The sequence below is a fragment of the Kitasatospora sp. NPDC088264 genome, assembly GCF_040685715.1.
GTDB lineage: Bacteria > Actinomycetota > Actinomycetes > Streptomycetales > Streptomycetaceae > Kitasatospora.
In genome coordinates, this window is sequence record NZ_JBFBIR010000055.1 from 16,904 (window position 1) to 31,522 (window position 14,619).

Annotated in this window: 15 protein-coding genes; 8 read left to right on the forward strand and 7 right to left on the reverse strand. The window is 73.5% G+C overall.

Annotated features, from left to right (window positions below):
* Positions 1-80: 80 nt before the first annotated feature.
* Positions 81-734, reverse strand: a complete 654-nt coding sequence (locus tag AB0O82_RS30515) for a dihydrofolate reductase family protein (RefSeq protein ID WP_363587147.1) — start codon at positions 732-734, stop codon at positions 81-83.
* Between the two features lie 203 nt (positions 735-937).
* Between AB0O82_RS30515 and AB0O82_RS30520 the strand changes: the two genes are divergently transcribed.
* From AB0O82_RS30520 to AB0O82_RS30540, 5 genes are all read left to right on the forward strand, one after another.
* Complete coding sequence (locus AB0O82_RS30520) at positions 938-2,017, forward strand: phosphatidylinositol-specific phospholipase C domain-containing protein (protein WP_363587148.1); 1,080 nt, start codon at positions 938-940, stop codon at positions 2,015-2,017.
* A 271-nt stretch (positions 2,018-2,288) separates the two neighbouring features.
* Positions 2,289-2,621, forward strand: coding sequence for a ribonuclease domain-containing protein (locus AB0O82_RS30525; RefSeq protein ID WP_363587179.1), 333 nt, complete (start codon positions 2,289-2,291; stop codon positions 2,619-2,621).
* Between the two features lie 84 nt (positions 2,622-2,705).
* Positions 2,706-3,152 carry an isomerase gene (locus AB0O82_RS30530; RefSeq protein WP_363587149.1) on the forward strand — a complete coding sequence of 149 codons (447 nt, stop codon included), beginning with the start codon at positions 2,706-2,708 and terminating at the stop codon, positions 3,150-3,152.
* 92 nt (positions 3,153-3,244) lie between these two features.
* Positions 3,245-4,603: an MFS transporter gene (locus AB0O82_RS30535; protein ID WP_363587150.1), complete on the forward strand. Its 1,359-nt coding sequence runs from the start codon at positions 3,245-3,247 to the stop codon at positions 4,601-4,603.
* A 58-nt stretch (positions 4,604-4,661) separates the two neighbouring features.
* Complete coding sequence (locus AB0O82_RS30540) at positions 4,662-5,510, forward strand: SAM-dependent methyltransferase (protein WP_363587151.1); 849 nt, start codon at positions 4,662-4,664, stop codon at positions 5,508-5,510.
* Positions 5,511-5,523: 13 nt separating this feature from the next.
* Here the strand turns inward: AB0O82_RS30540 and AB0O82_RS30545 are convergent, their stop codons facing one another.
* Entirely contained in the window at positions 5,524-5,805 is a 282-nt protein-coding gene (locus AB0O82_RS30545; RefSeq protein ID WP_363587152.1) for a hypothetical protein, read from the reverse strand.
* A 357-nt stretch (positions 5,806-6,162) separates the two neighbouring features.
* Here AB0O82_RS30545 and AB0O82_RS30550 point away from each other — a divergent pair, with 357 nt between their 5' ends.
* Together AB0O82_RS30550 and AB0O82_RS30555 are read left to right on the forward strand one after the other, a co-directional pair.
* A complete protein-coding gene (locus AB0O82_RS30550; RefSeq protein WP_363587153.1) occupies positions 6,163-6,801 on the forward strand; it encodes a DUF4360 domain-containing protein in 639 nt (212 codons plus the stop codon).
* Positions 6,802-7,008: 207 nt separating this feature from the next.
* The gene (locus AB0O82_RS30555) at positions 7,009-8,661 is read left to right on the forward strand and encodes a metallophosphoesterase family protein (protein ID WP_363587154.1); all 1,653 of its coding nucleotides are present in this window, start codon (positions 7,009-7,011) and stop codon (positions 8,659-8,661) included.
* A 10-nt stretch (positions 8,662-8,671) separates the two neighbouring features.
* Here the strand turns inward: AB0O82_RS30555 and AB0O82_RS30560 are convergent, their stop codons facing one another.
* The 5 genes from AB0O82_RS30560 to AB0O82_RS30580 form a co-directional block, all read right to left on the reverse strand.
* Positions 8,672-10,117, reverse strand: a complete 1,446-nt coding sequence (locus tag AB0O82_RS30560) for a cytochrome P450 (protein ID WP_363587155.1) — start codon at positions 10,115-10,117, stop codon at positions 8,672-8,674.
* 85 nt (positions 10,118-10,202) lie between these two features.
* Positions 10,203-10,820 (reverse strand): ATP/GTP-binding protein, encoded by a 618-nt coding sequence (locus AB0O82_RS30565; protein WP_363587156.1) that lies wholly within the window; start codon positions 10,818-10,820, stop codon positions 10,203-10,205.
* Complete coding sequence (locus AB0O82_RS30570) at positions 10,801-11,163, reverse strand: DUF742 domain-containing protein (RefSeq protein WP_063345928.1); 363 nt, start codon at positions 11,161-11,163, stop codon at positions 10,801-10,803. Before AB0O82_RS30570 ends, AB0O82_RS30565 begins: the two co-directional genes overlap by 20 nt.
* Positions 11,164-11,295: 132 nt before the next feature.
* Positions 11,296-11,682, reverse strand: a complete 387-nt coding sequence (locus AB0O82_RS30575; protein WP_208869028.1) for a roadblock/LC7 domain-containing protein — start codon at positions 11,680-11,682, stop codon at positions 11,296-11,298.
* 17 nt (positions 11,683-11,699) lie between these two features.
* A complete protein-coding gene (locus AB0O82_RS30580) occupies positions 11,700-13,334 on the reverse strand; it encodes an ATP-binding protein (protein ID WP_363587157.1) in 1,635 nt (544 codons plus the stop codon).
* 444 nt (positions 13,335-13,778) lie between these two features.
* Between AB0O82_RS30580 and AB0O82_RS30585 the strand changes: the two genes are divergently transcribed.
* Entirely contained in the window at positions 13,779-14,462 is a 684-nt protein-coding gene (locus AB0O82_RS30585) for a Crp/Fnr family transcriptional regulator (protein ID WP_363587158.1), read from the forward strand.
* Positions 14,463-14,619 lie beyond the last annotated feature (157 nt).

Below are 14,619 nucleotides of genomic sequence, written 5' to 3' on the forward strand. Positions count from 1 at the left end.
GTCTGACAGGTCTGACAGGTCTGACGGTCCGAGTGTGACGGTGGCCTCCCCACGGGTGCGGGGAGGCCACCGTCTTTCGGCTACCGCCGGGTGAAGGTGAGGTGGGTGACGCCGCTCGGGCTGGTCACCGCCTCGGTGCGGAAGCGCTGTTCCAGGCCTTCGAGCCCGTCCCAGAGCCGCTCGCCGCGGCCGAGGACGATCGGCACCACCACCACGTGCAGGTGGTCGATCAGGTCCGCCTCCAGGAAGGCCCGGACGGTGCTCGGGCCGCCGCCGATCCGGACGTCCTTCCCGTCGGCCGCCGCCTTGGCTTGGCGCAGTGCCTCCTCGGGCGTGGCGTCGAGGAAGTGGAAGGTCGTCCCGCCCGCCATCTCCAGCGTGGGGCGCGGGTGGTGGGTGAGGACGAAGACCGGGGTGCGGAACACCGGCTCCGGCCCCCACCAGCCCTTCCACTCGTGGTCCTGCCACGGGCCGCGCTGCGGGCCGAACTTGTTGCGCCCCATGATCTCCGCACCGATGCCGTCGCTCCAGGTGCGGGCCATCGCGTCGTCGACGCCGGTGTCGCCGCCGGTGTCGCCCTCCCGGCCGTGCATCCGCCGGAAGGTCCGGGTCTGGAAGAACCAGCCGTGCAGCCGGTCGCCGGCGTGGCCGAACGGCGAGTCGAGGCTCTGCCCCTCGCCCGTTCCGTAGCCGTCGAGCGAGATCGAGAAGTTGTGGACGCGGACCAGGGACACGGGAGTTCCTCCGGTGCTCGGTGCTCAGGCGCGGACCGGGCCGCGCCTGCTGGACGGCCCACGCTAACCCGGGCGGGAGCGGTACAGCCGTCACGCTATTGTCGTGTCTTCTTCACCCGGAGCTCGCCCTGGTGGGCGATGCTTCGTCCGACCGTCCGGGAGGGGCGGCCGGAGGCACATCCGCACTTGGGGGGACAGTACCTGTGACCGTACGCCGCACCGCCGCCGCCATCTTGGCGGCCGGCCTGCTCGCCGCCGCCGCGGCCCTGATTCCGACGACCGCCGACGCGGCGCAGGACGCGGCCGCGAGCGGCCCGGCGGACCTGCCGTTCGGCTCGGCCACCACCGTCGGCCTGCACAACACCTACGACCCGGCCGCCTACCCGTACCTCGCCCAGGGGCTCGACACCGGCACCGGGATGATCGAGCTGGACATCTGGACGGACATCGTCACCAAGGAGTGGAAGGTCAGCCACTCCAACCCGCTCGGCAACTCCAACAACTGCACCGCCGCCAGCACCCCGGCGCAGCTCTACAGCGGCGGCGCCAACAAGAACCTGGAGAACTGCCTCGACGACGTCCGGGTCTGGCTCGGCGCCCACCCGGGCGCCGGCCCGCTGGTGGTCAAGCTGGAGCTCAAGGCGGGCTTCTCGGCCAACCTCGGCATGGGGGCGACGGAACTGGACGCGCTGATCGCCGCCCACCTGGGATCGGCCGTGCTGCGCCCCGCCGACCTGCTCGCCAAGCCGGGCGGCGGCTCGTACGCCAGCGTCGACGAGGCGGTGCGGGCCGGCAACTGGCCGAGCCGCGCGGCGCTGGCCGGAAAGGTCCTGCTGTACGCGATCCCGGGGACGGTCGAGGAGAGCAACCCCTTCGACACCCTGCACACCGACGTCGAGTACGGCCGCCACCTGCGCGACCTCGCCGCCGCCGGCCGGATCGGCGACGCCCAGCTGTTCCCCGCCGTGCACGGCGCCAAGACCGGCGACCCGCGCGCCGCGTACACGGGCGCGGACGCCGGGATCCGGCCCTGGTTCGTGGTCTTCGACGGCGACGCCGCCACGTACCTCGACGGCGTCGACACCGCGTGGTACGACCGCTCGCACTACCTGCTGGTCATGACGGACGCGCACAATGTGGCGCCCGCCATCAGCGCCACCGACCCGACGGCGGACCAGGCCCGCGCCCGCACCGAGCAGCTGGCCCGGGCGCACGCCAGCATCGTCTCCAGCGACTGGCGCAAGCTGCCGGCCGTCCAGTCCCTGGCCCTGCCCCGGGGCTGACGCCGAGACGCCGGACGCGCCACCGGGGCGGTGAACGCCCCGGTGGCGCAGGCGTGTCCGGCCTCGGCTCGGCTCGGCTCGGCTTCGCGCAGGGCGGGCCCGGAGCGGCTGCTGTCCAGGCCAAGTCCACTGTGGGTACGTCGAGTTGACCCGAGATGAAGAGTTGGATCAGGGCTTTCGGCGGGCCGGGGCGGTCGCCATGCTGGTTGTCATGACCCGAACTCTACGCGCGTGGAAGTCTCGCGCCGCCGCCGTCCCCGCCGTCGCTCTGATGACCCTCGCGCCCGTCGCGGTCGCCACCGAGGCGCACGCCGCGGTGAGCGGCTCGGTGTGCCTGTCCGCCCTGCCGTCGCAGGCGCGCACCACGCTCAACCTGATCGCCTCCGGCGGGCCGTTCCCGTACAGCCAGGACGGCGTGGTGTTCCAGAACAAGGAGCGCGTGCTGCCGAGCCAGTCCTCCGGCTACTACCACGAGTACACCGTGGTGACGCCCGGCTCGCCGACCCGCGGCACCCGCCGGATCGTCACCGGCCAGCGCACCCGCGAGGACTACTACACCGGCGACCACTACGTGACCTTCCGCCTGATCAACTTCGGCTGCTGACCCGCTGTTCACGCTCCCGGGCTCCCGGGTCACCGCCGCAACCGGGGGCCCGGGAGTGCCGCGCCACCGCCGCGCCGCACCCCGGTGAGCGCCCTGCCCGAGGGCCGCGCGGCCGCGCGCGGTAGCGTCGCCGAACTGTCCGAGGAGCCCCGAGCGGGCTCCGTCTCCTGGGAGGTCCCCGTGCCGCAGATCCTGGTCGACCACTCCGCCGGCCTCGCCCTCGACCAGGCGGGCTTCGCCGAGGAGGTCCACCGGCTGATCGCCGAGGTGATCGACACCACCGTGGCGGACTGCAAGACGCTGTTCCGCCCGGCCGGGCGCCACGTGGTCGGCGACGGGAGGGGCGGGCGCGCGGTGGTGCTGGTGGAGGTCAAGATCCTGGCCGGCCGCAGCACCGCGCAGCGTGCCGAGCTGACGGCCCGGGTGCTCGCCGCGCTGGAGGCCCGCCTCGACGTGCCCGCCGCGATCGGCGTGGAGGTCACCGAACTGGACCGCGAGACCTACCGCTTCGTCCACCACCCCGGCCGGTAACACCACCCCGGCCGGTAGCGCCGGGCCGCCGGGGGCGGCGGACCTCGCCGCGTCCGATACCGCGCCACCTCGATCGGTGCCATGCTGAGGCCATGACAGATCGGACCGGAACCACCCCGCCGCGCGAGGAGCCGCAAGCCGGCCGGCGGCGACGGGAGTTGGCCGCCGCCACGGTGGGCTCGGTGGTCGAGTCCTTCGACTGGAACATCTACGCCGTCCTCGCCCCGTACTTCGCGGCGGACCTCTTCGGGCACGGCAAGGGCGGGGTCAGCGGCCTGCTCGGGGCGTACGCGACCTTCGCGGTCGGGTTCGTCGCCCGGCCGGTCGGCTCGTACCTGATCGGGCGGCTCAGCGACACCCGGGGGCGGCGCTTCGCCCTGACCCTCGGCATGTCCGTGATCGCCGCCGCCAGCCTCGGCATCGCCGTGCTGCCGGACCAGCGGACGATCGGCGCCTGGGCGGCGGTCCTGGCCGTCGCCGCGCGGGTGGTGCAGGGGCTGGCCTTCGGTGGGGAGGCGCCCAGCGTCGCCGCGTACGTGACCGAGACGGCCCCGCCCCGGCACCGCTTCGCGTTCAGCTCGGTCTCCTACGGCGGGATCATCGTCGGCTCGCTGCTCTCCTACGGGGTGCTCGCGCTGCTGCTGCACACCCTCGGCAAGTCCGGTGTGACCGACGGCGGTTGGCGCTGGGCCTTCGTGGTCGCGGCGCTGCTCGGGCTGGCCGCCGTCTGGGTGCGCCGGGCGGCCCCGGAGAGCGCGGAGTTCCGCCGAGCCCGGGCGGAGTCGACGGGCGCCCGCCCGCCGTTCCTGCGGGTGCTGCGCGAGCACCGCTGGGCGGTGCTCACCGTCTTCCTCAACACCCTGGGCGGGACGGTCGGTTACTACTTCGCCCTGGTCTACCTGCCGCAGTACGCCGCCGCCTACGGGGTGGTCGACCGGGAGGAGGCGACCTCCTTCATGACCGTGGTGCTCGCGGTGGTGCTGGCCACCATGCTGCTCAGCGGCGCCGCCGCCGACCGCTTCGGCCTGCTGCCGGTGGCCCGGGCCGGGTTCGCGCTGCCGGTGCTGCTGGTCCCGGTGCTGCTGATCGGGCTGCGGCAGGGCTGGCTGCCGTTCCAGGTCGTCGCCGTGCTGCTGGGGATGCTGGTGGCGACGGTGCTCGGGACGCTCAACGTCTTCACCGGCCTGCTGTTCCCGACGGAGGTCCGCGCCCTCGGCCTGGGCGTGGTCAACGCGGCCACCATCGCCGTGTTCGGCGGCTCCTTCCCGCTGCTCGCCGAGTGGCTGCACGACCACCACCGCCTCGGCCTGATCCCCGGCTACGTCACCCTCTGCACGCTGGGCCCGGCGCTCGGCCTCGTCACCGCCCTGCGGGTGCCGTCCTTCGCCGCCGCCGTGGGGGCTCCGGCCATCAAGGCGCGCGGCGGTCGGGTGCCGTCCCGAAGTGGCTGACGTTCGATCATGTCCTGTGGTTGAGTGGGACGGGAACGAACGTGCGGAAGGGCAAGACATGGAGAACAGCGGTCCGGACGGCTGGCTGACCGGGGTCCGGTTCGAGGAGGCGCCGCAGGTGGACCTGCGCACCGACCGCGCGCACCCGGCCCGGGTCTACGACTACCTGCTCGGCGGCAAGACCAACTTCCCGGTGGACCGCGAGGTCGGCGACCGCATCCTCGGGGAGTGGCCCGGCTCGCGCACCGCCACCGTCGCGGCCCGCGCGGTGATGCACCGGATGGTCCGCCGGCTGGTCGAGGTGCACGGCGTCCGCCAGTTCCTGGACGTCGGCACCGGCATCCCCACCACGCCCAACCTGCACGAGGTCGTCCAGGCCGTCGACCCGTCCTGCCGGGTGGTGTACGTCGACAACGACCCGATCGTGCTCGCCCACTCGCGCGCGCTGCTCACCAGCACCCCCGAGGGCCGCACCGCCTACGTCGAGGGCGACCTGCGCGAGCCGGGGAGGTTCCTGGCCGATCCCGCGGTGGCCGCCACCCTGGACCTCGACCGGCCGATCGCGCTGACGCTGATCAACATCGTGCACTTCCTCTCCGACGAGGCCGCGCACCCGCCGGTCCGCAAGCTGGTCGACGCCCTGCCCTCCGGCAGCTTCCTCGCGCTGACCGCCGGCACCGCCGACTCGATTCCCGACCTGGTCGCGATCGGCTCCCGCCGCTACTCGGAGGCCGGCATCGAGAACCACCTGCGCCCCCGTGCGGGCGTCGAGCGCTTCTTCACCGGGCTGGAACTGGACGACCCGGGCGTGGTGCTGATCAACCGCTGGCACCCGGAGCTGGGCGAGGGCCCGGTGCTCGGCGACCACGAGGTGGCGGCCTACGCGGGGCTGGGCCGCAGGCCGTAACGGTTTCTCCGCTCTACGGCGCCAGGGCGAGTTCCGCCGCGCCCGCGTCCCGGCTGAGCACCACCGAGCGGATGTGCTCCAGGGCGCGGGCGTAGTCGGCGCGGCCGGGGTCGCGGCGGACGGCCTCGCGCAGGCCGAGCACCCGGTAGGGCGGCCCGAGGTCGGTGATCTGCGGGACGAACTCGGCCCGGCCCACCGTCCGGCGCAGCCCCGGCCCGGCGGGCGGGGGGACGGTGAAGCGGGCGAGGGAGCTCCGGTTGCCGCGCGGATCCTCGGCGCCGTCGTAGGTGAACATGTGCCCGGCGAGCTGGTCGCCGAGGCCGTAGACCGTCCAGGTGTCGCCGATCTTCTCGTAGGCCTGCGGGATGTGGGCGCGGGTGCCGAGGATCAGGTCGATGTCGGGCTGTCCGGGAGCCGGTTCGACGGCCGGCTCGCGGGCGAGGGTGAGCTGCTGCTCGTCGCCCGCAGGTCACCCGGGAGGCGCGTCACCCCCTGTACGCGGACACCCCGGGTGTGGTGACATAGTCATGTCAATTTCGGGGCCGCGCTCGAAGTGCCAAGGCGCTCGGACCGCCAACGCGCTCGGAACGTCACCGCGCTAGGAGCGCCAACGCGCCGGCCCCGGCTCCGTGGACGATCGAAGGGGAAGCCCATGCTGCTCCGTGTACTGGCCACGACCGGAATCGCCGCAACCCTGTTCGCCTCGCCGACCCTCGGCTCCGGCGCGCTCCCGACGCCGCCGGATCGGATCGTCATCGACGTCGCGACCGTCAACGGCTCCGGCTGCCCGGCGGGGACGGCCGCCGTGGCCGTCTCCCCGGACAACACCGCCTTCACCGTGACCTACAGCAGCTACCTCGCCCAGGTGGGGGTCGGCTCGAAGCCGACCGACTTCCGGAAGAACTGTCAGCTCAACCTGCGGGTGCACGTCCCCCAGGGCTTCACCTACGCGATCGCCTCCGCCGACTACCGCGGCTTCGCCCACCTGGAGAAGGGTGCGACCGGCACCCAGCAGGCCGGCTACTACTTCCAGGGCGACCCCGCGACCGTCCAGCTGAGCCACCACTTCAGCGGCCCCAAGGACGACAACTGGCAGGCGACCGACACCGTCGACGTCGCCGCCCTGGTCTTCGCCCCCTGCGGCGAGGAGCGCAACTTCAACATCAACACCGAACTGCGGGTCGGCGCCGGCAGCTCGGACCCGAACAGCACCACCAGCTTCATGACCATGGACTCGACGGACGGCAGCATCAACACCGTCTACCACCTCGCCTGGAAGCAGTGCCCCTGATCTCCGGCGCTTGACCCCCGGGCCCTGTGCCCGACTCCCTGTGCCCGACTCCCTGCGCCCGGCCCCGGCGGAGCCCCCGACCCCTGCCGGGGCCGACGCATGCCCTCCGTCGTACCGGTGGTGACCGTCCGTCATATCGATCGTTTCCGCATGCACATGTCTGTACAGTGCTCCGGGTCGACACCCCCACTCGGCAGGCGGAGCTCCATGACGATCGCACGCAGGTCCATCCTCAAGGGCACATCCGCGGCCGGCGCCGCGCTGGTCGCGGGCGGTGCGGCCGCCCAGCCGGCCGCGGCGGCGGACCCGGAGGCAAGCCCGGACGCGGGCCGGGAGGCGGGGCCCGCCGCGAGCCCGCTGCTGCGGTCCACCCCGCACCGGACCGGGGCGCCCAGCGTGAGCGGGCTGCACCTGCAGTTCGGCACGGACCCGTCCGCCGACATGACGGTCTCCTGGATCACCCCGCAGTCCGTGCGCCGCCCGCAGGTCCGGCTCGGCTCGCCGGACGGCGGCCTCGGCCGTGTCGTCGAGGCGCAGACCCGCACCTACCGGGACGCCCTCGGCAAGGAGGAGGTGTACGTCCACCACGCCCGCCTCACCGGCCTGCGCCCCGCCACCACCTACCTCTACACCGCCGGCCACGACGGCGCGAGCCCCGAGCCGGGCTCCTTCACCACCGCCCCGCGCGGCCGGGCGCCCTTCACCTTCACCAGCTTCGGGGACCAGGCCACCCCCAACCTCCGCCGCCAGGTGGTCTTCCCCGACGGCATGCCGTCACCGCTCGGCAAGTACCCGGTGTTCACCAGCAGCCAGGTCGGCACCCCGCACTCCGCCGACATCGTCGCCGCCGTCGAACGCGTCGGCCCGCTGTTCAACCTGGTCAACGGCGACCTCTGCTACGCCTCCTACAGCGGCCGGCACGGCCAGAGCCGCACGCTGACCTGGGCCGACTGGTTCATCAACAACAGCCGCTCGGCCCGGCTGCGCCCCTGGATGCCCTGCGCCGGCAACGGCGAGAACGAGGCCGGCAACGGCCCGATCGGCGCCCTCGGCTACCAGACCTACTTCGAACTGCCCGACTCCGCGGCCGCCGACGACGCGGAGACCCGGGGCATGTGGTACGCCTTCACGGTCGGCTCGGTGCGCTTCATCAGCCTGGCCAACGACGACGTGGCCATCCAGGACAGCGGCGACCACTATCTGCGCGGCTACTCCGGCGGGGCCCAGCAGCGCTGGCTGGAGCGCGAGTTGCGGTCGGCGCGGAGCAGCCGGGCGATCGACTGGATCGTGGTCTGCATGCACCACCCGATGATCTCCAGCTCGCAGCACGGCGCCGGCAGCGACCTCGGCATCCGCGAGGCCTGGGGCCCGCTGTTCGACGCCTACGGGGTCGACCTGGTGGTCAGCGGCCACGAGCACTACTACGAGCGCTCCCACCCCGTCCGCGGGACCCTTCCCAACGACACCCGCACCCCGGTGCCGTCCGACACCGACCTCCACACGGTCGACACCGGCCGCGGCACCGTCCACATGGTCATCGGCGCCGGCGGCAACGCCGCCACCACCCAGGACGACCTGTTCGGGGAGCCCAAGGGCCGGGTGGTCGTCGCCCTGGAGGACGCGCCGCGCCCGCCGGCCCCGTACCGGCAGTCCGTGTGGCTGACCGAGGACGCCCCGTGGGCCGCCGTCCAGGACCGGCAGCACACCCACGGCTTCGCGGCCTTCGACGTCGACCCCGGCGACCGGCGCGGCGGTCTGACCAGGATGCGGGTGACGTACTACACCTTCGACGGCCCGCACGGGGACCTCACCCCGGTCGACACCTTCACCCTGCAGCGGCCCCGCAGCGACCGTCGTTAGGGACGGGCCGTCAGCGCCGGAACAGGCCGGTCAACGCCCGCCACCAGCCGCGCCGCTGCGCCGGGATCCGTACGGCGGCCGGTGCCTCCGCCTCCTCCACCGCCGGCGCGGGTTCGGGTGCGGCGACGGCCGCCGGCTCCGGGGCGTCGACCGGCTTGGAGTCGGGGTGCGGCTCGATCTCGCGCGGGGTGAACTCCACCGGCAGCTCCACCAGGTGCCGGGAGATCCAGGCGGAGGTCCAGGTCAGCTCCTCCTCCGGCACGGCGAGCCGAAGGTCCGGCAGGAGGGTCAGCAGGATGTCGATCCCGGCCTCGGCGACGGAGCGCCCGATGTCCTGGCCGGGGCACTCGTGCGGGCCGGCGCCGAAGGAGAGGTGGGAGCGGTTGCCGTACAGCGGGGTGGCCAGGTCGGGCCGGACGACCGGGTCGACGTTGCCGGCCGCGAGTCCGAGCAGCAGCAGGTCACCGGCCCTGATCTGCTGCCCGCCCAGCTCGGTGTCGACGGTCGCCCAGCGGCCGGCCACCAGCGACATCGGCGGGGAGTCCCACAACACCTGGTCCAGCGCCTCGCCCAGGGTCATCTGACCGCCGGACAGGTGGGCGCGGAACCGGGGGTCGGTGAGCACCATCTTCAGGGTGTCCGCGATCAGGTTGACGGTGGTCTCGTTCGCGGCGAGCAGCACCACCCGCAGGTGCTCCATCACCTCGTCGTCGGTCAGCCCGGCCGGGTGCTCCATCAGCCAGGTGACCAGGTCACCGCCCGGGTCCTCGCGCTTGGCGGCCATCGTCCGGCGCAGGCTCGCCACCACGTACTCGTTGCTGGCGATGGCCGTCTCGGTGCCCTTCATGAGGTCCCGGGCGGCGTTCACCAGCTGTGGTCCGTACTCGTCGGGCATGCCGAGCAGCTGGGTCATGACGAGCATCGGCAGGTGCTCGGCGAACTGGGTGACCAGCTCGGCCCGGCCGGTCTGCCCGACCACCTGGACCAGCTCGGTGGTGAACCGCCGGACGTGGCGGCGCACGCCGCGCCGGTCGAAGCGGTTCAGGCCGTCCAGCACGGCGCCGCGCAGCCGCCGGTGCTCCTCGCCGTCCGCGAACACGCACAGCGGCTGCCAGGCGATCACCGGCATCAGCGGCGAGTCCATCGGGACGTCACCGTCGCGGAACGCCGACCAGAGGCGGGAGTCGCGGGAGAACAGGGACGGCGAGCGCATCGCGGTGATGTTCGCGCCGTGGCCGAGGATCAGCCAGGCCGGGAGGTCCCCGTGCAGCAGGACCGGGGCCACCTCGCCGTGTTCGGCGCGCAGCTTCTCGTACAGGCCCGCCGGGTCGGCCTCGGCCTCCGGCCCGTACAGGCGCCGGACGCCGCCGGGGCCGAACGGTTCGAGGGCGCGCCCGTGGGCCGGGCAGCCGGGCGGCGGGGTGGGGGCGGCGTCATCGGGGAACGGGGTGCTCACGGGCTCTCCGGGGTCGGGTGGGGTCGGCGGGGCGGACGGGGGGTTCGGCTGGCGGGGTGCGCGGGCGGCCCCGGGCGGGCGGTCGTCAGCGGGTGGGCGGGACCGCGAGCTCGTACAGGTACCGCATCAGGGTCATCAGGGTGTCCCGGCTGGACTCGCGGCTGCGCGCGTCGCAGGCCACGATCGGCACCTCGGGCGGCAGGTCGAGGGCGGCCCGCAGCTCGTCGACCGGGTGCGCCGGCGCCTCCGGGAAGCCGTTGACGGCCACCACGAAGGGCACGCCGCGGTCCTCCAGCCTCCCGATCACCTCGAAGCTGACCTCCAGCCGGCGGGTGTCCACCAGCACCACCGCGCCCAGGGCGCCCTCGAACAGGCCGTTCCAGAGGAACCAGAACCGCTCCTGCCCGGGGGTGCCGAACACGTACAGCACGAGCTGGTCGCTGATGCTGATCCGGCCGAAGTCCATCGCCACCGTGGTGGAGGTCTTGCGTTCGACCCCGGTGGGATCGTCCACGCCGACCCCGGCCTGGGTCATGGTCTCCTCGGTGGTCAGCGGGCGGATCTCGCTGACCGAGCCGACCAGCGTCGTCTTGCCGACGCCGAAGCCGCCCACGATCACCACCTTGACCGCCATCGCGACGGAGTCCGGCAGCAGGTCCGAGGCGGCCGGCCCGACCACCGTGTCAGAGCCTTTGAAGTCCATGGATCACCGCCTCCAACAGGGCACGGTCGGGAAGTTCCGCCTTGGGGACGGCGGCGCGGGCCTCGATCCGCCCGTCGTCGAGCAGGTCCGCCAGCAGCACGGTGACGACGCTGGTGGGCAGTTCGAGGTAGGCGGAGACCTCCGCCACCGAGAGCGGCGAGCGGCACAGCCGCAGGATGGCCGCGTGCTCGGGCTGCATGGTGGGCGTCGGCTCCGCGCGGGAGACGATCAGGGTGACCAGGTCGAAGACGCCCGGTCCGGCCGGGCCGCTGCGGCCGCGGGTGATCACGTACAGGCGGGCGGGGTCGGGACCGTCCCACCCGTCCTGGTCGGCCGTCGTCATGTGCCCGCCTCGCTGTGCTCGTTCATGTGCCCACTCCGCGGTGCCGGGTCAGGCGGTCGCGGTCGCGGTCCCTGTCGCGGTCGGGACCGGGACGGCGCACCGGCCGCCGCTGCGTCCGACGCTCCGGCCGGTTCACGCGACCACCTCGGGGTTGCGCGGGGGAGTGGCCAGGTGCTCGCCGATCCGGGCGACCAGGTCGCGCATCTGCTGGCCCACCAGCCCGGCGTCGACCCCCTCGTCGGCGAGTACCGCGAGGTACGCGCGGGAGGCGGCCGCCATCAGGTAGAAGAAGCCGCCGTCCACCTCGATCACCACCAGCCGCATCGAGCCGTCGCCGTGCGGGAACTCCTGCCCCACCGCCGCGGCCAGGCTCTGCAGCCCGGCACAGGCGGCGGCGAGCCGGTCGGCGGTGTCCGGATCGGTGCCGTGCTGGGCGATCCGGAGGCCGTCGCCGGAGAGCACGACGATGTGGCGGATGTACGGCACGCTGTCTGCGAGGTCCTTGAGGATCCAGTCCATGTTGCTGCGGTGCGGAATCACTGCTCGCCTTTCCCTGCCGTCTCTTCATTGGTCTGACCGGCCGAACTCGCGGCCGGCCCATGGCCGTTGATCCCCTCGGTGAACGCCTCCAGCCAGAGGCCGGGCTGTACCGGCTCCTTGGCGTGACGCCCTCCCGTCCCCGGGGCGGGGCCCGCGGCGGGCCCCGAGGCCGGGTTGCCGTACTGTCCGGCGGTCCGGGCCGATCCGGGGTAGCCCGCCCGGGGGGTGGGCGGGCGCCGCCGCCGTTGCGGCAGGCCGTTCGCGGTGCGCTCGGTCACCACCACCTCGTCGTCCCCCGGGCCCGGCCCGCTCGGCGCCCACGGGCCAGGCGCCCCGAAGGACGGCCCGATGGACGGTCCGACGGACGGCCCCGTCACGCCGGTCGCCGCCGCCCGCGCCCCCCACGGGGCCGCCGACTTGGGCGGGTTCGCCGGGAGCGGCCGGGGGCCGGAGAACGCGCCGATCCCGTGCGCCCGCCCGGTCGGGGGCGCGGTGGTGACCAACTCCTGCGGCACCACCAGCACGACCCGGACGCCGCCGTAGGCGGAGCGGCGCAGCGAGATCTGGAAGCCGTACGCCTGGCACAGTCGGCCGACCACCGCGAAGCCCAGCCGGGGCGACTCGGTGAGGTCGTCCAGGTCCTTGGAGACCTGGGCCTCGCGCAGGCTGCGCTCGGCGCGGATCCGGGCCTCGTCGGTCAGGCCGAGGCCGCCGTCCTCGATCTCGATCGCTATGCCGCTCTGCACCTCGGCGGCGCTCAGGTGCACGTGGGTGTGCGGCGGCGAGTAGCGGGTGGCGTTGTCGAGCAGTTCGGAGACGGCGTGGATCAGCGGCTCGACGGCCGGTCCGATCACCGACACCTGGGCCACCGGGTGCAGGTCCACCCGCTGGTACTCCAGGATGCGCGACATGCCGCCGCGCAGCACGCTGTAGAGCGCCACCGGCCTGGTCCACTGACGGCCGGGGCGGGCGCCGGACAGGACGGCGATGCTGTCGGCGAGGCGGCCGGTCAGCGCGTTGCCGTGGTCCAGGCGCAGCAGGTCGTCGAAGACCGCCGGATCGTTGCCGTGCCGGTCCTCCATCTCGCGCAGGTCCTTGGCCTGCCGGTGGATGATCGCCTGCACCCGGCGGGCGATGTTGACGAAGGCCCGCTCGGCGGAGTCGCGCCGGTTCACCTCGTCGTCGACGGCGACGATGATCCCGCGCACCACCGACTCCAGCGCGCCCCGGAACTTCGGCGCGGCCAGCGGATCGCGCACCTGGTACGACCGGGCCAGGCTGTCCATCGACGCGCCGTACCGGGCCCGGGCCACCAGCCTCGGCAGCTCCTCCTTCGCGAGCCGCACGGCCTCGGCCTCCTGGCCGGCCAGCCGCCGCTGCAACTCGCCCACCTGTCGGGCGTGCTGCTCCCGCAACGCGGCCAGCGCACGCCCCCGGCGGGCCGACTCGGCGGCCACCACGGCCACCAGCACCGTGCCCGTCGCCCCGCACCAGAGCACCTCCGCACGGACCCCGGCGGACACCACCGCCGCGGCGGCCGCCACGGCCGCCGCCATCACGGCGGTGGGCAGCAGCCACCCGAGCAGGGGCGCGGACGGCCGTCTGGCGGGTGATGATCCAGCTCGAAGCATTCTCGGCATCCTCAAACGATCGGAACAGTACGGGGACGGGCGACGGCCGGCGCCGGAGGCATGGTGATGCAGCATAGCCAAGTTCAGGACAATCCTGACGGAAGTTCAAGAATCCAGCTGTACAGCCGACTTGTCCTGCCGTGCCGGACATGCCGGACATCTCGCACACCAGTCTCAGCCCCGGCCGGCCGCCGTCCCGCCACCAGGCTTCTCGCCCCGCCCCGCCCGCACCGCCAACCCGCCCCGGATTCGCTCATGCGAAGGGTTTCTTCGCCAATTCCCCACCCCGAAAGATGAGTTCGTGCTACAGCGGCGCCTCCTGCGCCGGCCCCGACCGGACCACCCCCCTCCCGGGGACCGCCACCACCGGGGCGCCCAAGGGAAATTCCGGCGGGAGACCGCATCCGTCTGCGCACCCGCCGTGGCGCCTCCTAAGGTCAGCGCATGAACGATCACGGCCGAACGGCGGACCCCCTGGGTCAGACCCTGCGCCGACTCATGGGCGAAGCGAGCTGGAACAGCATGCTGGCGGAGGCCTTCGAGCGCCGGCATCCGATCGGCGCCACCCTGCTGCGCCAGGCGGAGCCCGGAACGCACGTGCTCGCCCTGCTGAGCGGGGTGGCGAAGGTGACCCGGCGGGAGCGCACCGGAGACGTCAGACTGCTGGCGTTCCGCGGCCCCGGTGAACTGCTCGGCGAGGTGGCCGTGCTGGACGACGGGGTCCGTTCGGCGAGCGTCCAGGCGATCTCGGACTGTACGGTCGCGGTCCTCGCCAAGGCCGCGTTCCTGCGGTTCGTCACGGACCGGGACCTGTTCCCGGTGATGGTCCGCTACGCCATCGGCAGGCTGCGGGAGTCGGACCTCGCCCGCAGCGGCGGCGACATCGTGGCCCGGCTGGCGGGCGCCCTGGCCACCCTGGCCGACGTCTCCGCGGACCCGGCGGGGCCGCCGGGGCGGCGCACGGAACTCGCCCTGACCCGCGACGAACTGGCCCAGCACCTCGGGGTGTCCCGGAACACCGTCACCGCGGGCCTGGCCGAACTCGGCTCCCACCAGGTCCACGCCGGACGGAAGTCCATCGTCATCGGCGACCTGTCCGCGCTCCGGCGGGTGGCCCACGGGGCGTGACTGACGCGGCGCCGGTCCGTTCGGAAGGTCCGCCGCACGACTGATGCCACGTCAGTTCGTGTGACGGGCGTCACCAGGTTTCCGCACTGAGCGAGCACACCGCACGGCGCGCGCTCGCGAAGCTTGGGGCACACGGTCCGCACCGGAACCACAAGGA

What these genes read in the sequence shown, in the direction of transcription:
- AB0O82_RS30555 (WP_363587154.1), top strand. Translation starts at nt 7,009, where the DNA reads ATGACGATCGCACGCAGGTCCATCCTCAAGGGCACATCCGCGGCCGGC.
- AB0O82_RS30535 (WP_363587150.1), top strand. Translation starts at nt 3,245, where the DNA reads ATGACAGATCGGACCGGAACCACCCCGCCGCGCGAGGAGCCGCAAGCC.
- AB0O82_RS30540 (WP_363587151.1), top strand. Translation starts at nt 4,662, where the DNA reads ATGGAGAACAGCGGTCCGGACGGCTGGCTGACCGGGGTCCGGTTCGAG.
- AB0O82_RS30525 (WP_363587179.1), top strand. Translation starts at nt 2,289, where the DNA reads ATGACCCTCGCGCCCGTCGCGGTCGCCACCGAGGCGCACGCCGCGGTG.
- AB0O82_RS30575 (WP_208869028.1), bottom strand. Translation starts at nt 11,682, where the DNA reads ATGGACTGGATCCTCAAGGACCTCGCAGACAGCGTGCCGTACATCCGC.
- AB0O82_RS30565 (WP_363587156.1), bottom strand. Translation starts at nt 10,820, where the DNA reads ATGGACTTCAAAGGCTCTGACACGGTGGTCGGGCCGGCCGCCTCGGAC.
- AB0O82_RS30545 (WP_363587152.1), bottom strand. Translation starts at nt 5,805, where the DNA reads ATGTTCACCTACGACGGCGCCGAGGATCCGCGCGGCAACCGGAGCTCC.
- AB0O82_RS30570 (WP_063345928.1), bottom strand. Translation starts at nt 11,163, where the DNA reads ATGACGACGGCCGACCAGGACGGGTGGGACGGTCCCGACCCCGCCCGC.
- AB0O82_RS30585 (WP_363587158.1), top strand. Translation starts at nt 13,779, where the DNA reads ATGAACGATCACGGCCGAACGGCGGACCCCCTGGGTCAGACCCTGCGC.
- AB0O82_RS30580 (WP_363587157.1), bottom strand. Translation starts at nt 13,334, where the DNA reads ATGCTTCGAGCTGGATCATCACCCGCCAGACGGCCGTCCGCGCCCCTG.
- AB0O82_RS30550 (WP_363587153.1), top strand. Translation starts at nt 6,163, where the DNA reads ATGCTGCTCCGTGTACTGGCCACGACCGGAATCGCCGCAACCCTGTTC.